The organism is Massilia sp. BGA-UO-ETr-WB1 (assembly GCF_059567845.1).
In genome coordinates this window covers 549293-568875 of record NZ_JCAQOT010000025.1, presented here as the reverse complement: position 1 = coordinate 568875, position 19583 = coordinate 549293, and the positions used below count along the sequence as shown (strand labels likewise).

At 68.2% G+C, this 19583-nt stretch carries 18 protein-coding genes; 12 read left to right on the top strand and 6 right to left on the bottom strand.

The genetic code is table 11. The annotated features are described in order from the left end of the window. Position 1: 1 nt before the first annotated feature. From AC56DV_RS20730 to AC56DV_RS20715, 4 genes are all read right to left on the bottom strand, one after another. Complete coding sequence (locus tag AC56DV_RS20730; RefSeq protein ID WP_496316116.1) at positions 2-1132, bottom strand: sensor histidine kinase; 1131 nt, start codon at positions 1130-1132, stop codon at positions 2-4. Positions 1133-1277: 145 nt separating this feature from the next. Beyond that, positions 1278-2237, bottom strand: coding sequence for an esterase/lipase family protein (locus AC56DV_RS20725; RefSeq protein WP_496316115.1), 960 nt, complete (start codon positions 2235-2237; stop codon positions 1278-1280). Between the two features lies 1 nt (position 2238). Next, the gene (locus tag AC56DV_RS20720; protein ID WP_496316114.1) at positions 2239-3945 is read right to left on the bottom strand and encodes a GMC family oxidoreductase; all 1707 of its coding nucleotides are present in this window, start codon (positions 3943-3945) and stop codon (positions 2239-2241) included. Then, positions 3945-4463: a hypothetical protein gene (locus tag AC56DV_RS20715; RefSeq protein ID WP_496316113.1), complete on the bottom strand. Its 519-nt coding sequence runs from the start codon at positions 4461-4463 to the stop codon at positions 3945-3947. Before AC56DV_RS20715 ends, AC56DV_RS20720 begins: the two co-directional genes overlap by 1 nt. Positions 4464-4567: 104 nt before the next feature. On the opposite strand from AC56DV_RS20715, the gene AC56DV_RS20710 reads away from it, so the two are divergent. Further along, on the top strand, positions 4568-5266 hold the full coding sequence (locus AC56DV_RS20710) for a DUF8198 family protein (protein WP_496316112.1): 699 nt from the start codon (positions 4568-4570) through the stop codon (positions 5264-5266). Between the two features lie 2 nt (positions 5267-5268). Here the strand turns inward: AC56DV_RS20710 and AC56DV_RS20705 are convergent, their stop codons facing one another. Beyond that, on the bottom strand, positions 5269-6051 hold the full coding sequence (locus tag AC56DV_RS20705) for an RNA methyltransferase (protein ID WP_496316111.1): 783 nt from the start codon (positions 6049-6051) through the stop codon (positions 5269-5271). A gap of 180 nt (positions 6052-6231) precedes the next feature. Between AC56DV_RS20705 and AC56DV_RS20700 the strand changes: the two genes are divergently transcribed. The 6 genes from AC56DV_RS20700 (at position 6232) to AC56DV_RS20675 (ending at position 12177) form a co-directional block, all read left to right on the top strand. Then, positions 6232-7014 carry an inositol monophosphatase family protein gene (locus AC56DV_RS20700; RefSeq protein WP_496316433.1) on the top strand — a complete coding sequence of 261 codons (783 nt, stop codon included), beginning with the start codon at positions 6232-6234 and terminating at the stop codon, positions 7012-7014. A gap of 227 nt (positions 7015-7241) precedes the next feature. Further along, on the top strand, positions 7242-8666 hold the full coding sequence (locus tag AC56DV_RS20695; protein ID WP_496316110.1) for a DEAD/DEAH box helicase: 1425 nt from the start codon (positions 7242-7244) through the stop codon (positions 8664-8666). Between the two features lie 264 nt (positions 8667-8930). After that, positions 8931-9722 carry a 2-oxo-tetronate isomerase gene (otnI, locus tag AC56DV_RS20690; protein WP_496316109.1) on the top strand — a complete coding sequence of 264 codons (792 nt, stop codon included), beginning with the start codon at positions 8931-8933 and terminating at the stop codon, positions 9720-9722. Positions 9723-9782: 60 nt separating this feature from the next. Next, positions 9783-10658 carry a hypothetical protein gene (locus AC56DV_RS20685; RefSeq protein ID WP_496316108.1) on the top strand — a complete coding sequence of 292 codons (876 nt, stop codon included), beginning with the start codon at positions 9783-9785 and terminating at the stop codon, positions 10656-10658. A 10-nt stretch (positions 10659-10668) separates the two neighbouring features. Beyond that, complete coding sequence (locus AC56DV_RS20680; RefSeq protein ID WP_496316107.1) at positions 10669-11241, top strand: hypothetical protein; 573 nt, start codon at positions 10669-10671, stop codon at positions 11239-11241. A 54-nt stretch (positions 11242-11295) separates the two neighbouring features. After that, on the top strand, positions 11296-12177 hold the full coding sequence (locus AC56DV_RS20675) for a universal stress protein (protein ID WP_496316106.1): 882 nt from the start codon (positions 11296-11298) through the stop codon (positions 12175-12177). On the opposite strand, the gene AC56DV_RS20670 is transcribed toward AC56DV_RS20675, so the two are convergent. Then, entirely contained in the window at positions 12174-12533 is a 360-nt protein-coding gene (locus AC56DV_RS20670; RefSeq protein ID WP_107870841.1) for a hypothetical protein, read from the bottom strand. The genes AC56DV_RS20675 and AC56DV_RS20670 overlap by 4 nt on opposite strands. A 415-nt stretch (positions 12534-12948) precedes the next feature. Here AC56DV_RS20670 and AC56DV_RS20665 point away from each other — a divergent pair, with 415 nt between their 5' ends. From AC56DV_RS20665 to nosR, 5 genes are read left to right on the top strand one after another with little or no spacing between them, the layout of a single operon-like run. Further along, positions 12949-15513: an EAL domain-containing protein gene (locus AC56DV_RS20665; RefSeq protein WP_496316105.1), complete on the top strand. Its 2565-nt coding sequence runs from the start codon at positions 12949-12951 to the stop codon at positions 15511-15513. Further along, positions 15510-15830 carry a hypothetical protein gene (locus tag AC56DV_RS20660; RefSeq protein WP_496316104.1) on the top strand — a complete coding sequence of 107 codons (321 nt, stop codon included), beginning with the start codon at positions 15510-15512 and terminating at the stop codon, positions 15828-15830. The genes AC56DV_RS20665 and AC56DV_RS20660 overlap by 4 nt, the downstream gene beginning before the upstream one ends. Before the next feature lie 11 nt (positions 15831-15841). Beyond that, complete coding sequence (locus tag AC56DV_RS20655) at positions 15842-16669, top strand: HDOD domain-containing protein (RefSeq protein ID WP_496316103.1); 828 nt, start codon at positions 15842-15844, stop codon at positions 16667-16669. Positions 16670-16680: 11 nt separating this feature from the next. After that, entirely contained in the window at positions 16681-18198 is a 1518-nt protein-coding gene (locus AC56DV_RS20650; RefSeq protein WP_496316102.1) for a PAS domain-containing sensor histidine kinase, read from the top strand. Next, positions 18195-19583 carry a response regulator c-di-GMP phosphodiesterase, NosR family gene (gene nosR / locus AC56DV_RS20645; protein WP_496316101.1) on the top strand — a complete coding sequence of 463 codons (1389 nt, stop codon included), beginning with the start codon at positions 18195-18197 and terminating at the stop codon, positions 19581-19583. Before AC56DV_RS20650 ends, nosR begins: the two co-directional genes overlap by 4 nt.

Genomic DNA, 19583 nt, shown 5'->3' with positions numbered 1-19583 from the left:
TCTATACGGCATCGTGCGCCGCTTCCAGCGGCACGGCAAGCGTAAACACGCTGCCGCGCCCCTGCCGGCTCGCCACACTGATCTGCCCGTTCAATAACTGCGCGAGCTGCAAGCTCAACTGCAATCCCAGGCCCGTGCCCTGGAACCGGCCCGGACCGCCGGCGCCGCCATCCGGCGGACTGAAGGCCCGCGACAGCAGGCGCTGCTGGTCCGGCGCGATGCCGACCCCGGTATCGCTGACGCTGACCGTGGCGCACGCGCGCCCGTTGACGTCGGCCGTGTCGAGTTCGATGCGCACCGCGCCGCTGTCGGTAAACTTGATGGCGTTGTTGACCAGCTTGCTCACAATCTGCTGCATGGCGCGGCGGTCGCAGCGCACCTTGATATCGTCATGCGGCGCGTTGAAATCGAACTGCAGTCCCTTTTGATGCGCTTGCGGCTGAAATACCGGAAGTAGCTCCGCGATCAAGGCGTGGCACTCCAGCGGCTCCAGCTTCAACTCCACTTTACCCGAAGCGATCTTGCTCAGGTCAATCAAATCGTTAATCTGCGCCAGCAGCTGGCGCGCGCTGGCCTGCACGGTGCGCAGCTGGCGCTCCTGTTCCCGGGTGAGCGGTCCGGGCAGCTTCATCAGCATGGTGCCGGCAAACCCGATGATGGCGTTGAGCGGCGTGCGCAGGTCATGCGACATGCTGGCCAGAAACAGGTCGGTGGCGCGGTGCGCGTTATTCAGCTCGGTAGCCAGCTCGCTGTGCTTTTCCTGCAGCGCGAGGTCGAGGCGCTGGCGGTCGCGCCGGCAGCGCACGGTGCACAGCAGCAGCGTGCGGCCGTCCGCCGCGATGGTTTTTGCCGCGCAGTCCACCGGCAGCGGCGTGCCGTCCCGGTGCCGCCACAGCGCTTCATAGCGCGCGTGGCCGTATTCGAGGATGTGCTGCTCGATGGCCGCGCCATCGTCTTCCTGCCCGGGCGCCAGCACCAGCTGGGCCAGCCGCCGGCCCAAAGCATCGGCCTGGGCGTAGCCGAACATGGCTTGCGCGCGGCTCGTCCAGCATACTATCTCCCCGCCCGGCCTCGTCACGATGACGGCTTCAGGCAATTCCTCCAGGATCAGCTTGGCGAAGTCAGTTGGCATCGTTTTGCCTTGTGCTGGGCATGCATGCATCACCATACAGCAACCGAACGCGTGGATTCTCACCAATAGTCACACTACAACGACAGGCGGGGACGCTATGAATTGCCGCTTCTCAATGCAGTCTACCTAACACGGGCCGGACTGTCTATTTTGTTTCCAGAGCAGCACCATCACGCGACAGTTGGGTCACTTCGTCCAGTACAAAGCGCAGCGTTGCTGGGTGCGAACCGATCGCCACGTGGCCGATGCCGCCCAGTTCCACGTTGCGGGCGCCCGGCAGGCGGGCGGAATCCTGCGGCGCCACGATGTTGTCGTGGTGCGACCACAGGGAAACGATCAGCGCGCGCACTGCCGGCGGCTCGGCGGCGGCCAGTTCCGCCAGCCAGCCCGAATTGCGCTGCATCTGGCGCGCGTTCAGGCCGGGGCCGAAGCCGGCCAGCGCGGTGCCGTGATGCGGCGTGCCGAGGGTGATCACGCGCGCCACGCGCGCGCTGCCGAAAGCGCGCAGGTGGGCGCGCGCGGCCAGGCCGCCCATGCTGTGGCCGACCACGATGGCTTGCGGCCGGCCGGTGGCGGCGCACAACTGCTGCAAGGCGGCGTCGATCTGCGGCGCGTAGTCGTCGATGCCGGCGCCCAGCGGTTCCAGGTCCACCGTCATATAGCTGACGCCGCCCTGCCGCAGCCGCGCCGCGAGGCGGCTCCAATAGGCGCCGTTGCAGGCATAGCCATGCAGCAGCAGGACGGGCAACTGTGCAGGACCGGCGTCATGCCCGGCGAGATGCAATGTGGTGCGCGGACGCAACATGGTCCACGTCTGCATCGTCATGGACGAGGCGAATTCGCGCGCGAACATGCGCAGGAAGCCCGCCGGCGCGAGGGCGTGCGGCGCCGGGACCGGGCCGCCCGCGCGGCGCGCCATGCGGAAATTATTACCGGAAATTACCATCCGGACCAGCACCACGCCGGCCAGGCCCAGCGCCAGCGCGGCCGGCCAGCCGGGGCCGGACCAGCCCAGCCGAGGCCCCAGGTAGACCGCCAGAGCCGCCACCGCCAGCGCGAAACACAGCTGCAGCAGCAGGATGGCGAGCATGACGCGGCGGGCCATGTCAGCCTCGGGCGGCCCGCAACAGCGGAGCGGTGGCGGTATCGGCGTTGTCCGCGGCGGCGCCAGGGTCCGCATGGCGCGGCGCCGGCTTGCCGCTGAGCTGTCCGGCCAGGCCGCTGGCCAGGCGCGCCACCATGCCGTAGATCGACAGCTGCGGATTGGCGCCGATCGAGGTCGGGAACAGCGAACCGTCATGCACCGACAGGTTGGCAACGCCATGGTAGCGCCCCTTGCCGTCCACCACGCCGTGGCGCGCATCGGCCGCCATGCCGCAGCCGCCCATCACGTGCGCCGACACCACCCGCATCAGCAGATTCTTGAACGGCAGCCCGTTGATGGCCTCGCGCGCCTGCTTCCAGCTGGTGTAGCTCTGCGCCAGTTCATGCACCGGCAGCACGCTGCGCGCCCCGGCGGCAAACTGGATCTCGGCCATGGACAGCAGCGCACGGCGCGCGCCGTCCCACACGAAGGGCGTGATGCGGTAATCCAGCACCGGGGCGCCGTGGCGGTCCAGCGCCACGCTGCCGCCCGGCGCGTCCGCATGGAAGCCGTCGCGCAGCAGCGCCAGCAAGCCCTGCACGTGCGGGAACTGGCGCATCATGGCCGCGTGCTCCTCGCCGAAGCCGGCCATGGTGGTCGACAGCAGCAGCGGGTGCAGCGGCGGCGCCTCCAGCTTGTAGCCCATAGCGCCGTCGACGGCTTGCGTCTCCAGGAAATGGTCCGAGTAAATCGACTGCGGCGCGCCCGCGTAGCCGTCCACGCGCTGCTCGAACAGGCCGGACGAGATGATGGTCGGATGCAGGAACGTGCGCTTGCCCAGCAGGCCGTGCGGATCGGGCGCGCCCGAGCGCAGCAGCAGGCCGGGCGTGTTGATGGCGCCGCCCGCCGCCACGTAATGGCGCGCCTTCACCGTCACCCGCTTGCCGGTGGGCGCCAGGCCGTCCGCCGTGAGCGCGGTGGCCAGCAGGTGGTCCACCGCGCCGTTGCGGAACACCAGTTGTTCGGCGCGCACCCGCGTCAGCAAGGTGGCGCCCCGCTCCAGCGCGGACGGGATGGTGGTCACCAGCATCGACTGCTTGGCGTTGGTGGGGCAGCCCATGCCGCAGTAGCCCAGGTTCCAGCAGCCGTTCACGTTGCGCCGGATGGACGCGGTGGGTATGCCCAGCCGGTCCGCGCCGCGCCGCAGCAGGTCGTTGTTCTCGTTGGGTGGTACGTCCCAGGCGCCGATGTGCAGGCGCCGCTCCATCATGGCGAACCATGGCGCCATCGCCTCCGGCGTGTAGTCCGCCAGGCCGAAATGGCGCTGCCAGTAAGCCAGCGTGGACGGCGGCGTGCGGAAGCTGGAGGTCCAGTTCACCGTGGTGGAACCGCCCACCGCACGGCCCTGCAGGATGTTGATGCCCTTGTCGCGCGTCTTGCGGGCGCCGGCCTCCTGGTACAGCGTGGGATAGGCGTCCGCCTCGCGCATCTTGAAATCGCTCGACGACTTCAGCGCGCCCTCCTCCAGGATCAGCACCTTCAGCCCGGCCATTGCCAGCAGCTCGGCCGTCACGCCGCCGCCGGCGCCGCTGCCCACCACCACCACGTCCGCCTCCAGCGTGCGGTCGCCGTCCAGCGCGGCGCCGTCGATCACTTTCCAGCCGGCGGCCAGGCCGGCGCGGATCGGGTCCGGTATCACATTCGGCTTTGCGTTTTGGCTGGCACTCATCAGCTCAGCTCCTTGAGCGGGCCCGGATAGCCGGTGGCGGCCCAGCTGGCCGGGTCGGCATACCAGGCGCCCAGCACCAGGTCGTGCAGCGCGTGGTAAGCGGTCTGCAGCATCTGCAGGCGGTGCAGGCGCCAGTCCTGCAGGAAGGCGGCGGCCTGCGCCGGCGTGGTTTGCTCCCAGGCCGGCACGCCGGCCAGCAGGCGGCGCGCGGGCGCCAGCGCCAGCAGGCCGAACAGGTCCTGCACTTCCTTCTGGGTGCTCAAAGGCAGGCTGGCCACGGCTTGCTGCACGCCGTCCGTGGTGCGGGAGATGGCGGCGTCGCGCGCGGCTTCGGCCTGCGGCAGCATGGGGCCGACGATGGCCGGAATGATGGCCACCAGCACGGCGCGCGCCTCGCCGTCCAGCACATAGCGCTGCAGCGGCGCGGCGCCCTGCACGGTGCGGTACAACGCACCGCCGGCAGCCAGCGCCAGCGCGCCCAGCACGCCGGTCTTCAAGAAGGTTCTGCGGTTCGGCATGTCTCTGATATTCCGGTATTTTTTTGCAGTGTACGCCAAAGATCCGCGCGTCCCGCGTGCAAAAATAGAGCCACGCATCTATTTGCTTCTGGTAAAAATTCACCATGAAGAACGAACATCTCGCAAGCCCGCTGGAACAGCAGCTGCGCGCCGCCCGGCTGGAGCGCCAGGCCGCCGGATGCGATCCGGCCCTGCAATCGGCGCGCCTGGCGCTGAAAACCTTCCAGGCCGCCCGCCTGGCGCGCACCCATGCCGACCTGCTGGCCGCGCCCGACACCCGCCAGGCCGCCGGGTTTTTCCTGGAAGAGCTGTACGGCACCCACGACCTGAGCCAGCGGGATACCGACCTGGAGCGCATCGCCCCCACCATGCAGCGCGTGCTGCCGGCCGACGCGCTGCAAACCATCACCGAAGCGATGCAGCTGGACGCGCTGGCCGAGCGCCTGGACACGGCCATGGCCCGCCTGCTCGGTCCGCAGTTCAGCGAAGCCGCTTATATAGAAGCCTACCGCCAGGCCCTGGGCCGCGCCGAGCGCGAGCGGCAGCTGGACCTGGTGCAGGCGCTGGGCGATTCGCTGGGCCAGCTGGTGCGCGTGCCCATGCTGAGCGGCACCCTGATGCTGATGCGCGGCCCGGCCCGGCTGGCCGGCCTGGGCAACCTGCAGCAGTTCCTGGAGCGCGGATTTACAGCCTTCAAGCGCATGAAGCGGCCGCGCGAGTTCGTCGCCGCCGTCACCGGACGCGAGCGCGCCATCATGGAACGGCTGTACGGCGGCCAGGCGGCGCCGTTCGATATTGGGTGAGCTTACTTCGTCTTGTCCGCGAGTTTGTCCGTGATCTTGCGCGCAATGCCGCGCAAAATGTTCACTTCCTCGGTTTCCAGCTGGGTGCGGGAAAACATGCGCTTCAGCCGCGGCATCAGCTTGCGCGGGTTGTTCGCGTCCAGGAAGCCGATCGCCACCAGCGCCTGTTCCAGGTGCGCATACATGCCGTCGATCTGCGCCAGGCTGGCCGCCTCGCCCTGAAAGCCGATGGCGGGTTCGGCGGGAGCAGCGGCCACGGCGATGGCAGCCAGGGCCGCCATCCTGCATTCATACACCAGCACCTGGGCCGCCTGCGCCAGGTTCAGCGAGGAATAATCCGGGTTGGCCGGGATATTGATCAGCGCATTGCACTTTTCCACGATTTCGTTCGGCAAGCCGAAGCGCTCGTTGCCGAAAATCAGCGCCGCGTGCAGCTCGGGGCCGGCCGCCGCCTGTTCTGCGAACTGGCGCGGCGCCAGCACCGGCGGCGAGTACTCGCGCAGGCGGGCCGACACGGCGGCGGCGAAATTGATGCCTTCCAGCGCCTCGGCCATGCTGCAGACGATGCGCGCCGAGGCCAGGATATCCTGCGCGCCGCTGGCGAACGCCACCGCCTCCTCGTGCTCCAGCATGCCTTCAAAGCGCGGCGTCACCAGCACCAGCTCGCTGAAACCCATGGTTTTCATGGCGCGCGCCACCGAACCAATGTTGCCAGGACGACTAGTTTCGACCAGAATTATTCGCAGGCGGTGAAAAAGAGTCGCTGTATTTTGAGGCTGCATCATTTAAAATAGCGCCACTACGCGCGTTCGAGATGGATTTCGGTGGCATTCTAACCATTCCAACCCGTTCCCGCACCGCTCTTTCTCACAATCGCTTTTTCACATTGCTACACGCCACCCTGCCTGGATGCACCGCGCCCGGCGGGCAGCAGCGTTTTTTTCACGGAAGCTACCATGCACCCAATGCTCAACACGGCTATCAAAGCCGCCCGCCGCGGCGCCGCCGTCATCAACCGCGCCAGTTTCGACCTCGACCGCGTCATCGTCAATGAGAAGCAACACAACGACTTCGTCACCGACGTCGACACCGCTGCTGAACAGGCCATCATCGAAGTGCTGAGCAAAGCCTATCCCGACCACGGCTTCCTGTGCGAAGAATCCGGCGCCTCCGCCAATGTGAACGACGAGACCGAGTACCTGTGGATCATCGATCCGCTCGACGGCACCACCAATTTCATTCACGGCTTCCCGCAGTACGCCATCTCCATGGCCCTGCAGCACCGCGGCGTCATCACGCTGGCCCTGGTCTACGACCCGGTGCGCAACGACCTGTTCACCGCTGAAAAAGGTTCGGGCGCCTTCCTGAACGACAAGCGCATCCGCGTGGGCAAGCTGGACCGCATCGCCAAGGCCCTGCTGGGCACCGGCTACCAGGCCGGCAACCCTGCCGCGCTGACCGAATACCTGAAAATGTACGGCATCATGGCCGAACGCAGCCACGGTGTGCGCCGCGCCGGCTCGGCCGCGCTGGACCTGGCCTACGTCGCTTGCGGCCGCCTGGACGGCTTCTACGAAAAAGGCCTGAAGCCGTGGGACATCGCCGCCGGCGCGCTGCTGGTGTCGGAAGCGGGCGGCATCATCGCCGAGTTCAACGGCGAGTCCGACTACCTGCACAAGGGCAACGTCATCGCCGGCAGCCCGAAGGTGTTCGGCCAGATGATCGGCCTGTTGGCTGAATTTGCCTGATGTTTGCCGGACTTTAGTTGGCAATGAAATAATTTAAGTAACTTTGTTACAAAATAAAAGGGGCTGCGGCCCCTTTTTCATTTCCCTGCCGCAACTTGAACGACAACTAGCTGTTATACTCGCCGCAGCGGCACCTCGACCAGTCCATGGCCGCCACCCCGAGTAAAAACTGATTGCCTCCGACTGGCGCCCAAAAGGCGACGAGCCGATCTTAACTAAAAGTCATCATGTCATTTTCTACCCTTGGTCTGTCTGACGCCCTCGTCCGCGCTGTCGCCGAAACCGGTTACACCACGCCGACGCCTATCCAGACCCAAGCGATTCCGGCTGTACTGAACGGCGGCGACCTGCTGGCCGGCGCACAGACCGGCACCGGCAAGACCGCCGGCTTCACCCTGCCCATCCTGCACCGCCTGTCCACCGACGCCAACGGCGCCAAGCAGAGCAACCGCACCGCCGCGCGCCCGATCCGCGCCCTGATCCTGACCCCGACCCGCGAACTGGCGGCACAGGTCGAGGAAAGCGTGCGCGTGTACGGCAAGTACACCAACCTGAACTCCGCCGTCATTTTCGGCGGCGTCAGCATCAATCCGCAGATCAAGCAGCTCAAGCACGGCGTCGACATCCTGGTCGCCACCCCGGGCCGCCTGCTGGACCACATGATGCAAAAGACCATCGACCTGAGCAAGGTCGAGATCCTGATCCTGGACGAGGCCGACCGCATGCTGGACATGGGCTTCATCCGCGACATCAAGAAAGTGCTGGCCGCGCTGCCGCCGAAGCGCCAGAACCTGCTGTTCTCGGCCACCTTCTCGGACGAGATCAAGGCCCTGGCCGACAACCTGCTGGACAGTCCTGCCACCATCGAAGTGGCGCGCCGCAACTCCACCGTGGAAGTGATCGCGCAAAAGATCTACCCGGTCGACCGCGACAAGAAGCATCCGATGCTGTCCTACCTGATCCGCACCCACAAGTGGACGCAGGTGCTGGTGTTTACGCGCACCAAGCACGGCGCCAACAAGCTGGTGGAACAGCTGGGCAACGACGGCATCGGCGCCATGGCCATCCATGGCAACAAGAGCCAGGCTGCGCGCACCCGCGCGCTGGCCGAGTTCAAGGACGGCACGCTGCAAGTGCTGGTGGCCACCGACATCGCCGCGCGCGGCATCGACATCGACCAGCTGCCGCACGTGGTGAACTACGACCTGCCGAACGTGCCGGAAGACTATGTGCACCGCATCGGCCGCACCGGCCGCGCCGGCGCCACCGGGGAAGCGGTGTCGCTGGTGTGCGTGGACGAGCACATCATGCTGAAAGACATCGAAAAGCTCATCAAGCAGACGCTGCCGCGTGAAGTGATCCCCGGCTTTGAGCCGGACCCGAACGCGCGCGCCCAGCCTATCCAGCTGCGCAGCGGCGCCGGCCACCACCGCAACGCCCCGCGCCAGGGTGGCGGTGGCGGCGGCAACGGCCGCAGCAAGCCGGCCGCAGGCGCCAGCGCCGGCGGCGCAGGCAAACCGCGCAGCGCCGGCAATGGCGGCGGCGGTGGCGGCGGCAACGCCGGCGGCGGCCGCGCCCCGGCAGCCCCGGGCGGCGGCCGCAGCGCCCCGCGCGCCGCGCCCCCGCACCGCTCCGGCGGCCGCGGCCGCTAAGCTCCCTCCTCCCGGCATGCCGGGAGGCAAAATGGGGGGCGCACGCCGCGGGGCGGCGTGGGCCGAACCCCCGTAGCTAAAAAGCAAAATGGGGGGCTCACGCCGCGGGGCGGCGTGGGCCGAACCCCCGTAGCTAAAAAGCAAAATGGGGGGCTCACGCCGCGGGGCGGCGTGGGCCGAACCCCCGTAGCTAAAAAGCAAAATGGGGTCAGGGTTAATTAAGTTATATACTTAATTAACCCTGACCCCATTTTTCTTATTGTCATGCCGAAGTTTGCAGCCAACCTGTCGATGCTGTTTACCGAGCTGCCGTTCCTGGACCGCTTCGCGGCGGCGCGCCAGGCGGGCTTCGATGCGGTGGAATTCCTGTTTCCGTACGCTTATGATCCGGACCAGCTGAACCAGCGCCTGCACCGCCACCAGCTGCAGCTGGTGCTGCACAATATGCCGCCCGGCGACTGGGCGGCCGGCGACCGCGGCATGGCCTGCGATCCGCGCCGCGCCGAGGAGTTCCGCGCCGGCGTGCAGCAGGCCATCGAATTCGCCACCGAACTGGGGGTGGCCAAGCTGCATTGCATGGCCGGCATCCTGCCCGGCGGCCTGGCGCCCGAACGCGCCCGCGAGACGCTGGTGGCCAATCTGCAGTACGCGGCCGAGCGCTGCCACGAGCACGGCATCTCGGTGCTGATCGAACCCATCAACACCTACGATATTCCCGGCTATTTCCTGAACCACAGCCGCCAGGCGCTGGACATCATCGCCGCCTGCGCGCGCCCGAACATCCTGCTGCAGTACGACATCTACCACATGCAGCGCATGGAGGGCGAGCTGGCCAACACCATCCGCGCCTGCCTGCCGCAGATCGGCCACATGCAGCTGGCCGACTCGCCCGGCCGCCACGAGCCGGGCACCGGCGAAATCAACTATGCCTTCCTGTTCAAGCTGCTCGACGAGCTGGGCTACGCGGGCTGGGTGGGCTGCGAATACAATCCGCTGGCCGGCACCACCGAAGGCCTGGGCTGGCTGGGCAGCCTAGCTGATGCCGGTTTGCGCTAGCGCAAAACCCCGATCTTTGCACGGAGCAAGATAGGTCCTCACCTTCCTGGGAGAGGACCAATGAAACTGCCCCGCGTGCTGGCCACTGCGCTGGCCACCCTGTTTGCCACGCTTATCCTCGGCGGCTGCGCCGGCAATCCCCGTTTGCACGAGGCGCGCGAATTCGCCGCCGCATCCGCGAAACTGGGCGGCTATGCCGACTTGACCCAGCGCTTCCGCGACACCTATCTCCGCCAGCAACCCTACCTGTCGGCCGCCGCCGACCAGCGCGAACGGGTGGCCGATGCGCGCCGCCGCGTGGCCTATCCGGACCTGATGGCCATCCACGAGGCGGTGCAGCTCTACATGCAGACCCTGGGCAAGCTGGCCGGCGGCGAGGCCTTCGATCTGAAGGAGCCGATCAAGGCCATGGGCAGCGGCATCAAGGCCTGGCCCGACACCGGCCTGACCGACCGCCACGTGAACGCCTACAGCGGCCTGGCGCAACTGCTGGCGCGCGCCGTCACCAATCCCCACCAGGAGCGCGCCGTGCAGGCCATGGTGCGCGACGGCGACCAGGAAATGCAGGCCTTGCTGGAGGCGATGCAGAACCTGCTGCGCTACTACAGCAAGAGCAACGACAACGAGCGCGACACCGTGCTGGGCATGCTGGAGGTGGAGATCCAGTTCGCCGACACGCCGCGCGACCGCCTGCTGGCGGCGCTGGCCAAGTCGCACCGGCTGGCCAAGCGCAACGAGTACCGCCTGATCGGCTTGCGCCACACGCTGGCGGCCAAGCACGTGGCGGCCATTGCGTCGGCCCACAAGGCGCTGGTGGCGTACATGGCGCAGCCGGACAGTGCGGCCGCCCGCAGCGCCCAGGCCGGGAGCGGCAATGAATTGCGCGCCAGCGCCGCGGCCGTCGCCACCTCCACCGCCGAACCGGTTACCGAATAAGGAGAACGCCATGACCCAGCCCATCACCGCTGCCGACTTCGAAACCCTGGCCGACAGCCTGTCCGCCTGCGCCGACGAGCTGCACCTGCGCATCATGAAGGCGATCCGCCGCAACCCGCCGGGCGGCCCGGCCCGAGAACCGCACAACGACCGCACCACGCAAGCCGCGCTGACCGGCCTGCCGCCCCGCTCCGACGCGTCCACCTCTGCTGCAACCAGTCCCGGCCACGGCGCCGCCGCGCCCGCCAACGGCAACCTGGACTTCGGCATCTCGCACGGCGCGGCGCAGGCGCTGTTCGAGAATGAGGTGGCGCTGCGCCAGCGCGCCAACACCCTGTATGTGGACGCGGCGGTGCTGGCGGCGGCCGGCCTGGGCGCGCCGCAGCGCGTGCTGCTGGACCTGGTGGCGGTGGCGCGGCGCCGCATCCGCCAGGCCAGCCTGCTCAAGGACCTGATCGGCATCACGGCCGACATGCTGGGCCTGGCCGCCGCCATCGCGGCCGGCAAGCCCGAGCATTTGCCCGGCGTGGTGGAGAATATCAAGGAGCGCTACGCACAACTGAGGGAAGACCGCGCCAGCTAGCGCCGCAGGAGCCTATAATCCAAGACATGCCCCCACTCCCGTAAGGAGCGCAGCATGTCTTACAAAAGCATCCTGGTGCACGTGGACGAAACGCCGCGCGTGGCCGAGCGCATCCGCCTCGCGGTGGAACTGGCGCTGCAGGACGACGGCCACCTGCTGGGCGTGGCCATGACCGGCATCGCCCGCGCGCTGTACCAGAACGCCATCGTCGACGAGCAGGACCCCAACCTCGCCCTGCACCTCAATTTCCTCCGGGAACGCGCCAACCGCGCGCTGGAGCAATTCGGCCCGCTGGTCCAGCGCCTGGGCCTGCAGGATTTCGAGCAGCGCGTGGTGGACGACGACCCCGGCGCCGGCCTGAGCCTGATGGCGCGCCACGCCGACCTGGTGGTGATCGGCCAGGCCGATCCCGAACATGTGTCCACCTCGGCCGGCAGCGACTTTCCGGCCCAGGTGCTGACCCATTCCGGCCGCCCGGTGCTGGTGGTGCCCTATGCGGGGCTGCCGCAGCCGGCCTCGGGCCAGGCCGGGCCGGCGCGGCGCATCATGCTGGCCTGGAACGCCAGCAAGGAGGCGGCGCGCGCGGTGCACGAGGCGCTGCCGCTGCTGCGGCGCGCCGAGCGCGTGCACATCGCCGTGTTCGATCCGGACAGCCAGCGCGCGCTGCATGGCGACGCGCCCGGCGCGGAATTGCTGCAGTACCTGGCCCGCCACGGCGTCGAGGCCGAGGTGCTGCTGCGCCAGTCGCAGCGGGCCGGCCTGCTGAAGCGCCCCACCGGCACCGGCGAAGCGCTGCTGTCGCTGGTGGCCGAGCACAACTGCGACCTGCTGGTGCTGGGCGCCTACGGCCACTCGCGCTTCCGCGAAACGCTGCTGGGCGGCGTCACCCGCACCGTGCTCGAAAGCATGACGGTGCCGGTGCTGATGGCGCACTAGCCTTCGGACCAGGACTGGCTGCGGATCTTGGCCACCTGGCGCTGCGCCAGCCATTTCCACAGCTGCAGCGCGTCGGCCTGCGGCGCGCCGGCCATGCGGCGCGGGCTGGCCAGGGCGATCTCGCAGTCGCGGTCGGACCATTCGGCAAAGCAGATGTCGCCGCCGCTGGCCACTTCCACCTCGTACATCAGGCCGTCGTCGTAGCCGAAGCGCAGCACCGCCGTGCCGGGGCCGCCGTCCGGGCCGTGCGCGGCCCCGCTGTAGACTTCCGCCAGCGCCGCGGCGAGCTGGGACTCGGTCGGCGCGGCGACGTCGCGGCCGTCCGGGCGTGTCAGCACTACCCATGCCTGTGTCATTGACGTTCCCCCTTCTTAACTCGTTAACATTCTTCTGGCGAATAATGTACCGGCTCGGGCAACTTTGCCATGATCCATGTCTAGCATGGGACTTGAGGACGACTTTTCAGATCATGTATCGGTATTTTTATTGTAGCAACTATATAAGGCGGCACCAGCGCGGCCAATCAAATCTTGCGCCGGTTGTTGGTCTGCAACATCAGGCGCCGCCCACCGGCTTCCTTGTTGCAAGCAAGAATACTCCGCGCCGGCCCTGCCCGCATAGGGCGCGCGCCATGCCGCCGTCTATGGCGCGTCCCAGATTGCCCCCAGCCGCGTGCCGCTTCCGTACGGGCGCGCACAGAGCGCCGTGCCCGCCGTATAATAAAAATCAATTGCTTGTCCCTGTCCGCTGTCCACTCATAGGAAAAGCCCGATGGAATTGGATGCCATGCCGCAGTTGTCCGCCCGCGCTCTGGCCGCCAGTTCGAACGGCGTGCTGATCGCCGATGCGCGCCAGCCTTCCTGCCCCATCATTTACGCCAACCCCGCGTTCTGCCGCATCACCGGTTACGCACTGGACGAGCTGCTCGGCCGCGGCTGCCTGTTCCTGCAGGACGCGGACGGCGACCAGGCCGCCGCCGCGCTGCCCGCGCTGCGCCTGGCCATGGCCGGCGGCGAGGACGCGCACGTGGTGCTGCGCAACCACCGCAAGGACGGCACGCCGTTCTGGAACGACCTGTTCCTGTCGCCGGTGCCGGACCAGCACGGCGAGCTGGCGCACTACATCGGCATCGTCACAGACATCACCGAACTGAAGGAGCGCGAGGAGCGGCTGGCCTTCCACAGCACCCACGACAGGCTCACCGGGCTGCCCAACCGCCACCTGTTCACCGACCGCCTGCAGCAGGCGCTGCTGCAGGCGCAGCGCCACGGCGGCCAGCTGGCCCTGCTGTGCATCGGCATCGACAACTACGCCTTCGTCAACGAAAGCCTGGGCCACGCCGGCGGCGACCAGCTGCTGGCCGGGGCCGCCGAGCGGGTGCGCGCCAGCGTGCGCAACGAGGACACCGTGGCCCTGTTGGGCGGCAACGAGTTCGTCGTCATCCTGGGCGATGTGGCCGACCCGTCGGACGCCATCGCCGTGTGCGAAACCATCTTCGCCGCGCTGTCCCCGGCCTTCGCGCTGCAGGGCCAGCTGGTGCACGCCAGCGCCAGCATCGGCATCGTGCTCAGCCCGCAGGACGGGCGCGACGGCGCCACCCTGCTGCGCTACGCCGACATGGCGCTGACCCGCGCGCGCGAACTGGGCGGCGCGCACTACCAGTTCTTCGCCTCCGAGATGAACCACCGCACGCTGGAACGCATCGGCATGGAGGCGGCGCTGCGGCTGGCGGTGTTCCGCGACGAGCTGCAGCTGCGCTACCAGCCGCTGGCCGACATGCGCAGCGGCGCCGTGTCCAGCCTGGAGGCGCTGGTGCGCTGGCAGCATCCGTCGCTGGGCCTGATCCCGGCGCAGCGCTTCGTGCCGGTGGCCGAGGAGGCCGGCCTGATCGGCGCCATCGGCGCCTGGGTGCTGCGCCGCGCCTGCCACGACGCGCGCGCCTGGCGCGACGCCGGCCTGCCGCCGGTGCGGGTGGCCATCAACGTTTCGCCCAAGCAGTGCCGCGACCGCCAGTTCGCCGCCCAGGTGGCCGCCGCGCTGGACGAGTTCGGCCTGCCGCCGTCGGCCCTGGCGCTGGAAATCACCGAGGCCGCGCTGCCGCAGGACACGGCCGCCGGCCCCGAGCAGCTGCAACTGCTGGAGCCGCTCAAAACGCTGGGCGTGGCGCTGGTGCTGGACGATTTCGGCACCGGCTACTCCTCGCTGAGCAACCTGAAGCGCTATCCCTTCGACGCCGTCAAGATCGACTGCGCCTTCATCCGCGACATCGTCACCGACAGCGGCGACGCCGCGCTGTCCAAGACCATCATCTCCATGGCCCACCTGCTGGGCATGCAGGTGGTGGCCGAAGGCGTGGAGAGCGAAGCGCAGTGCGACTTCCTGCGCCGCCACAGCTGCGACCTGATCCAGGGCTATTTCTTCGCCCCCCCGCTCACGCCGGACGAGGTGCAAACCCTGCTGCGCGACGACCGCCGCCTGCCGCCGCACCTGCTGCGGGTGCAGAAGCAGCAGCGCACGCTGCTGCTGGTGGACGACGAACAGAACATCGTCTCGGCGCTGAAGCGCCTGCTGCGCCGCGACGAATACCAGATCCACACCGCCAACAGCGGCCCGGAGGGGCTGGACGTGCTGGCGCGGCACGCGGTGGACGTGATCGTGTCCGACCAGCGCATGCCCGGCATGCTGGGCGCGGACTTCCTGCGCAAGGCCAAGGAGCTGTACCCGGACACGGTGCGCATCATGCTGTCCGGCTACACCGAGCTGCAATCGGTGACCGACGCCGTGAACGAGGGCGCGATCTATAAATTCCTCACCAAGCCGTGGGAGGACGAGCAGCTGCGCGGCCACATCGCGGAAGCGTTCCGGCTGAAGGAAATCGCCGACGAGAACGAGCGCTTGAACCTGGAGCTGCGCACCGTCAACCACGAGCTGGCCTCGGCCAACCGCCGCCTGGAGGACGTGCTGCGCCAGAAGCAGCAGCAGATCAGCCGCGACGAGATCAGCCTGAACGTGGCGCGCGAGCTGCTGCAGCACCTGCCGCTGCCGGTCATCGGCATGGACGACCAGGGCATGATCGCCTTCGTCAACGCGGCCGCCGACCACTTGTTCCGGCGCGGCGGCGCCCTGCTCGGCAACGAAGCCTGCGTGGTGCTGCCGGAACTGTTCCCGGCCGGCGACGGCTTCGACGCCATGGCCTCCGGCAGCCGCCGCGCGCCCGGCACGCACGAGGCCGACATCGACGGCACGCGCTTCGCGGTCGACGTCTACCCCATGGGCGCCAGCTCCACGTCACGCGGCAGCCTGATCACCCTGAGCCGCAAGGAGGAAACCGTATGAGCAGTATCAGCAGCGTGATCGATCTGGACGACGCCAGCGCCGGCATGGTGCTGGCCGAAGCCTTGCTGGACGCGCACGGCGCGGTGCTGCTGCCGCCGGGCGCCGTGCTCAGCGACAGCACCCTGTCCTCGCTGCGCCGGCGCGGCGTGGCCAGCTGCAGCGTGCTGGTGCCGCCCGAGCCCGAGACGGCCGAACAGGCGGCCGCGCGCCGCCAGCAATGCGTCGAGCGCCTGCAGCACTTGTTCCGCCGCAGCGCCGAGACCGAACCCACCGGCGAGCTGCTGCGGCTGCTGGCCGATTACCGCAGCCGGAGTTGACGATGCCGACCATGGAAGATGTAGCCCGCCGTGTGCAAGACCTGCCCTCGCTGCCCGCCGTGGTGGGCGAGTTGCTCGCTTGCGTGGGCCAGGAGGGGCTGGACATGCAGGTGCTGGCCGGCAAGCTCGCGCTGGACCAGTCGCTGTCGGCCAAGACCTTGCGGCTGGCCAACTCCTCGTTCTACGGCATGCCGTCGCGCGTGACCACCATCCAGCAGGCGGTGGCGGTGCTGGGCGTGCACAATATCCGCACCCTGGTGACGGCCTGCTCGATCACCGGCAGCTTCCACAGCGTGGCCGGCAACAGTTTCGACTTGCCGGCGTTCTGGCGCCACTCGGTGGGCACGGCCGCCTGCGCGCGCGCGCTGGCGCGGCCGCTGCGCCAGAACCCGGACACCGCCTTCATCGCCGGCCTGCTGCACGACCTCGGCACGCTGGTGCTGGCCACCCGCTATCCGGCCGAATACGAACAGATGGAAGCCTACCGCCGCGAGCACGACTGCTACCAGGCCGAGGCCGAGCGCGCCGTGTTCGGCTTCGACCACGCCGGCATCGGCGGCGCGCTGGCCGCGCGCTGGCAATTCCCGCAGCAGATCCAGCACGCCGTGGCCAGCCACCACGCGGCGGACCAGCTGGACGCGCCCTCGCTGGCCCTGGCCGTGCACCTGGCCGACGCCTTCTCGCACGGGCTGGAGTTTTCCGGCCGCAGCGACGAGCTGGTGCCGGTGCTGGGCCAGCAAGCCTGGCGCGCCGCCGCGCTGAGCGACGAGGTCTGCCTGGAAGTGTTCGCCGAGTCCGAGCGCACCTTCCGCGACCTGGCCCAGATCTTGGTCAACTGAACGGAACCGCCATGTCCCCAAGCACAGCCAGCGCCGCGCCCCCTTCCGCCCCCCCACCGGTCTCCGCCGCCGAAGCGGCGCCCGCGTTCGACCTGTCGGCTTTCCTGGACGGCCACCCGGTGGCCACCTTCGTGATCGACACCACGCATACCATCACGCACTGGAACAAGGCCTGCGAGCACCTGCTGGGCTGGAGCACGGCAGAGATGGTGGGCACGCAAAACCACTGGCAGGCGTTCTACCCCAAGCAGCGCGCGCTGCTGGCCGACCTGATCGTGTCCGGCGTGGACCCGGCCGCCAGCGAGTATTACCGGGAAAAACACAAACGCTCGGCGCTGATCCCGGGCGCCTACGAGGACGAGGATTTCTTCCCCAACATCGGCGCCAGCGGCCACTGGCTGCACTTCACGGCCGCGCCGCTGCGCGACGGCGCCGGCCGCGTGGTGGGCGCGATCCAGACCCTGCGCGACGTGACCGAACGGCGCGTGGCCGAGAACGCGCTGCGCAAGGCGCACGACAACCTGGAACACCTGGTGGAAAAGCGTACCGCCCAGCTGGCCGAGGCCAACCAGCGGCTGGAGGACGACATCCGCCAGCGCGAGCTGGCCGACGCCGAACTGCGCCGCCGCAACATCGAGCTCACCGAGCTGAACGAGCAGCTCGGCATGACCCAGCAGCAGCTGCTGCAGTCCGAGAAGCTGGCCTCGATCGGCCAGCTGGCGGCCGGCGTGGCGCACGAGATCAACAACCCGATCGGTTACATCTTCTCCAATTTCGGCACCCTGCAAAGCTACCTGGGCAGCCTGTTCGACGCGCTGCAAGCCTACCGCGACGCCGAGCCGCACGTGGCCGACGCCGCCGTGGCCGAGCGCCTGCGCGCCATGCGCGAAGACCTGGACCTGGACTTCCTGCGCGAGGACATCCCCTTGCTGATGAACGAATCGAAGGAAGGCATCGTGCGCGTGCGCCACATCGTGCAGGACTTGAAGGACTTTTCGCGGGTGGACGCCAACCAGGAATGGGTGTGGGCCAACCTGCACCAGGGCATCGATTCCACGCTCAACATCGTCAGCAATGAAGTCAAGTACAAGGCCGACGTGGTCAAGCAATACGGCGACATCCCGGACATCCAGTGCCTGCCGCTGCAGCTCAACCAGGTGGTGATGAACCTGGTGGTGAACGCGGCGCACGCCATCGGCGCCGAGCGCGGCACCATCACGGTGCGCACCGGCGCCACCTCGGGCGCGACCGCCGGCGCCGCGGAAGAGCAGCAGGTGTGGCTGGAAGTGCAGGACACCGGCGGCGGCATCGCGCCGGACAACCTGTCGCGCATCTTCGACCCCTTCTTCACCACCAAGCCGATCGGCAAGGGCACCGGCCTGGGCCTGTCCATGGCCTACGGCATCGTGCGCAAGCACAACGGCAGCATCACTGTGCAGTCCACGGTGGGCGTGGGCACCACCTTCCGCGTGCTGTTGCCGGTGCGCCACGAGGAAGCGCCGGCCGGGCAAGGACCAGAGCAAGCATGAATTCCGCCATCAAATCCCCCGCGACGCCAACCATGACGCCAGCCCAGCCCTTCGCCGCCGCCTTCGGCGCCACTGCCGGCGACAGCGCGCCGCCGCCGCCCACCCTGCTGTGCGTGGACGACGAACCCAACATCCTGGCCTCGCTGCGGCGCCTGTTCCGCGCCAAGGGCTACCGCGTGCTGCTGGCCGAAAGCGGCGCGCTGGGCCTGCAGGTGCTGGAAACTGAAAGCGTGGACCTGGTCATTTCCGACATGCGCATGCCGGAAATGGACGGCGCGCGCTTCCTGGCGCAAGTGAAGGAGCGCTGGCCGGACACGGTGCGCCTGCTGCTGACCGGCTACTCCGACATCCAGTCGATCCAGGACGCGATCAACTGCGGCGAGATCTACCGCTACATCACCAAGCCCTGGGACGACAACGACATGCTGCTGGTGGTGCGCCACGCCCTGGAGCGGCGCGCGCTGGAGCAGGAGAAGCAGCGCCTGGAGATGCTCACGCTGCGCCAGAACGAGGAGCTGAAGTCGCTCAACCAGAGCCTGGAAGCCAAGGTCGAGGCGCGCACGCTGCAGCTGCAGCTGTCGCGCGACGCGGCGGTGGCCGCGAACGACAAGCTCAAGCAGAACTTCGTCACCACCATCAAGGTCATCTCCAGCATGCTGGAGATGCGCGGCGGCGCGCTGTCCGGCCACGCGCGCCAGGTGGCCGACCTGGCCCGCAAGATGGCCGTCAAGCTCAAGCTGGACACCAGGGAAAGCCAAGACATCTTCGTAGCCGGCCTGCTGCACGACCTGGGCAAGATCGGCTACAGCGACAGCATGCTGGCCACGCCGCTGACCATGCTGCACGGCGAGGAGCTGGGCCTGTTCCGCAAGCACCCGCTGCGCGCCGAGCAACTGCTGATGCCGCTGGAGGATTTGCGCGGCAGCGCCGCCATCCTGCGCGCCCAGCTGGAGCGCTTCGACGGCAACGGCTTCCCGGACGGCCTGGCCGGCCTGGCCATCCCGCTGGGCGCGCGCATCCTGGCGCTGGCGGTGGACTATTTCAACCTGCAGCAGGGCGCGATGGTGCAGCGCCACCTGCGCGCCGACGAGGCCAAGTCGCTGATCATCAACGCCAGCGGCAAGCGCTACGACCCCAACGTGGTGAACGCCTTCCGCCAGGTGGTCGACGGCGGCGCCGGCGACGAAGCCAACGGGGTGGAGATGCTGTCCGGCGAGCTGGTGCCCGGCATGGTGCTGGCGCGCGACCTGGTCAGCCGCGACGGCCTGATGCTGCTGGCCGCCGACCACGTGCTGGACGCGCGCATGATCCAGCAGGTGCAGGACTTCGAGACAAAAAGCGAGGGCCGCCTGACGATACGGGTGCGGCCCCCCAAGGGAAAATAA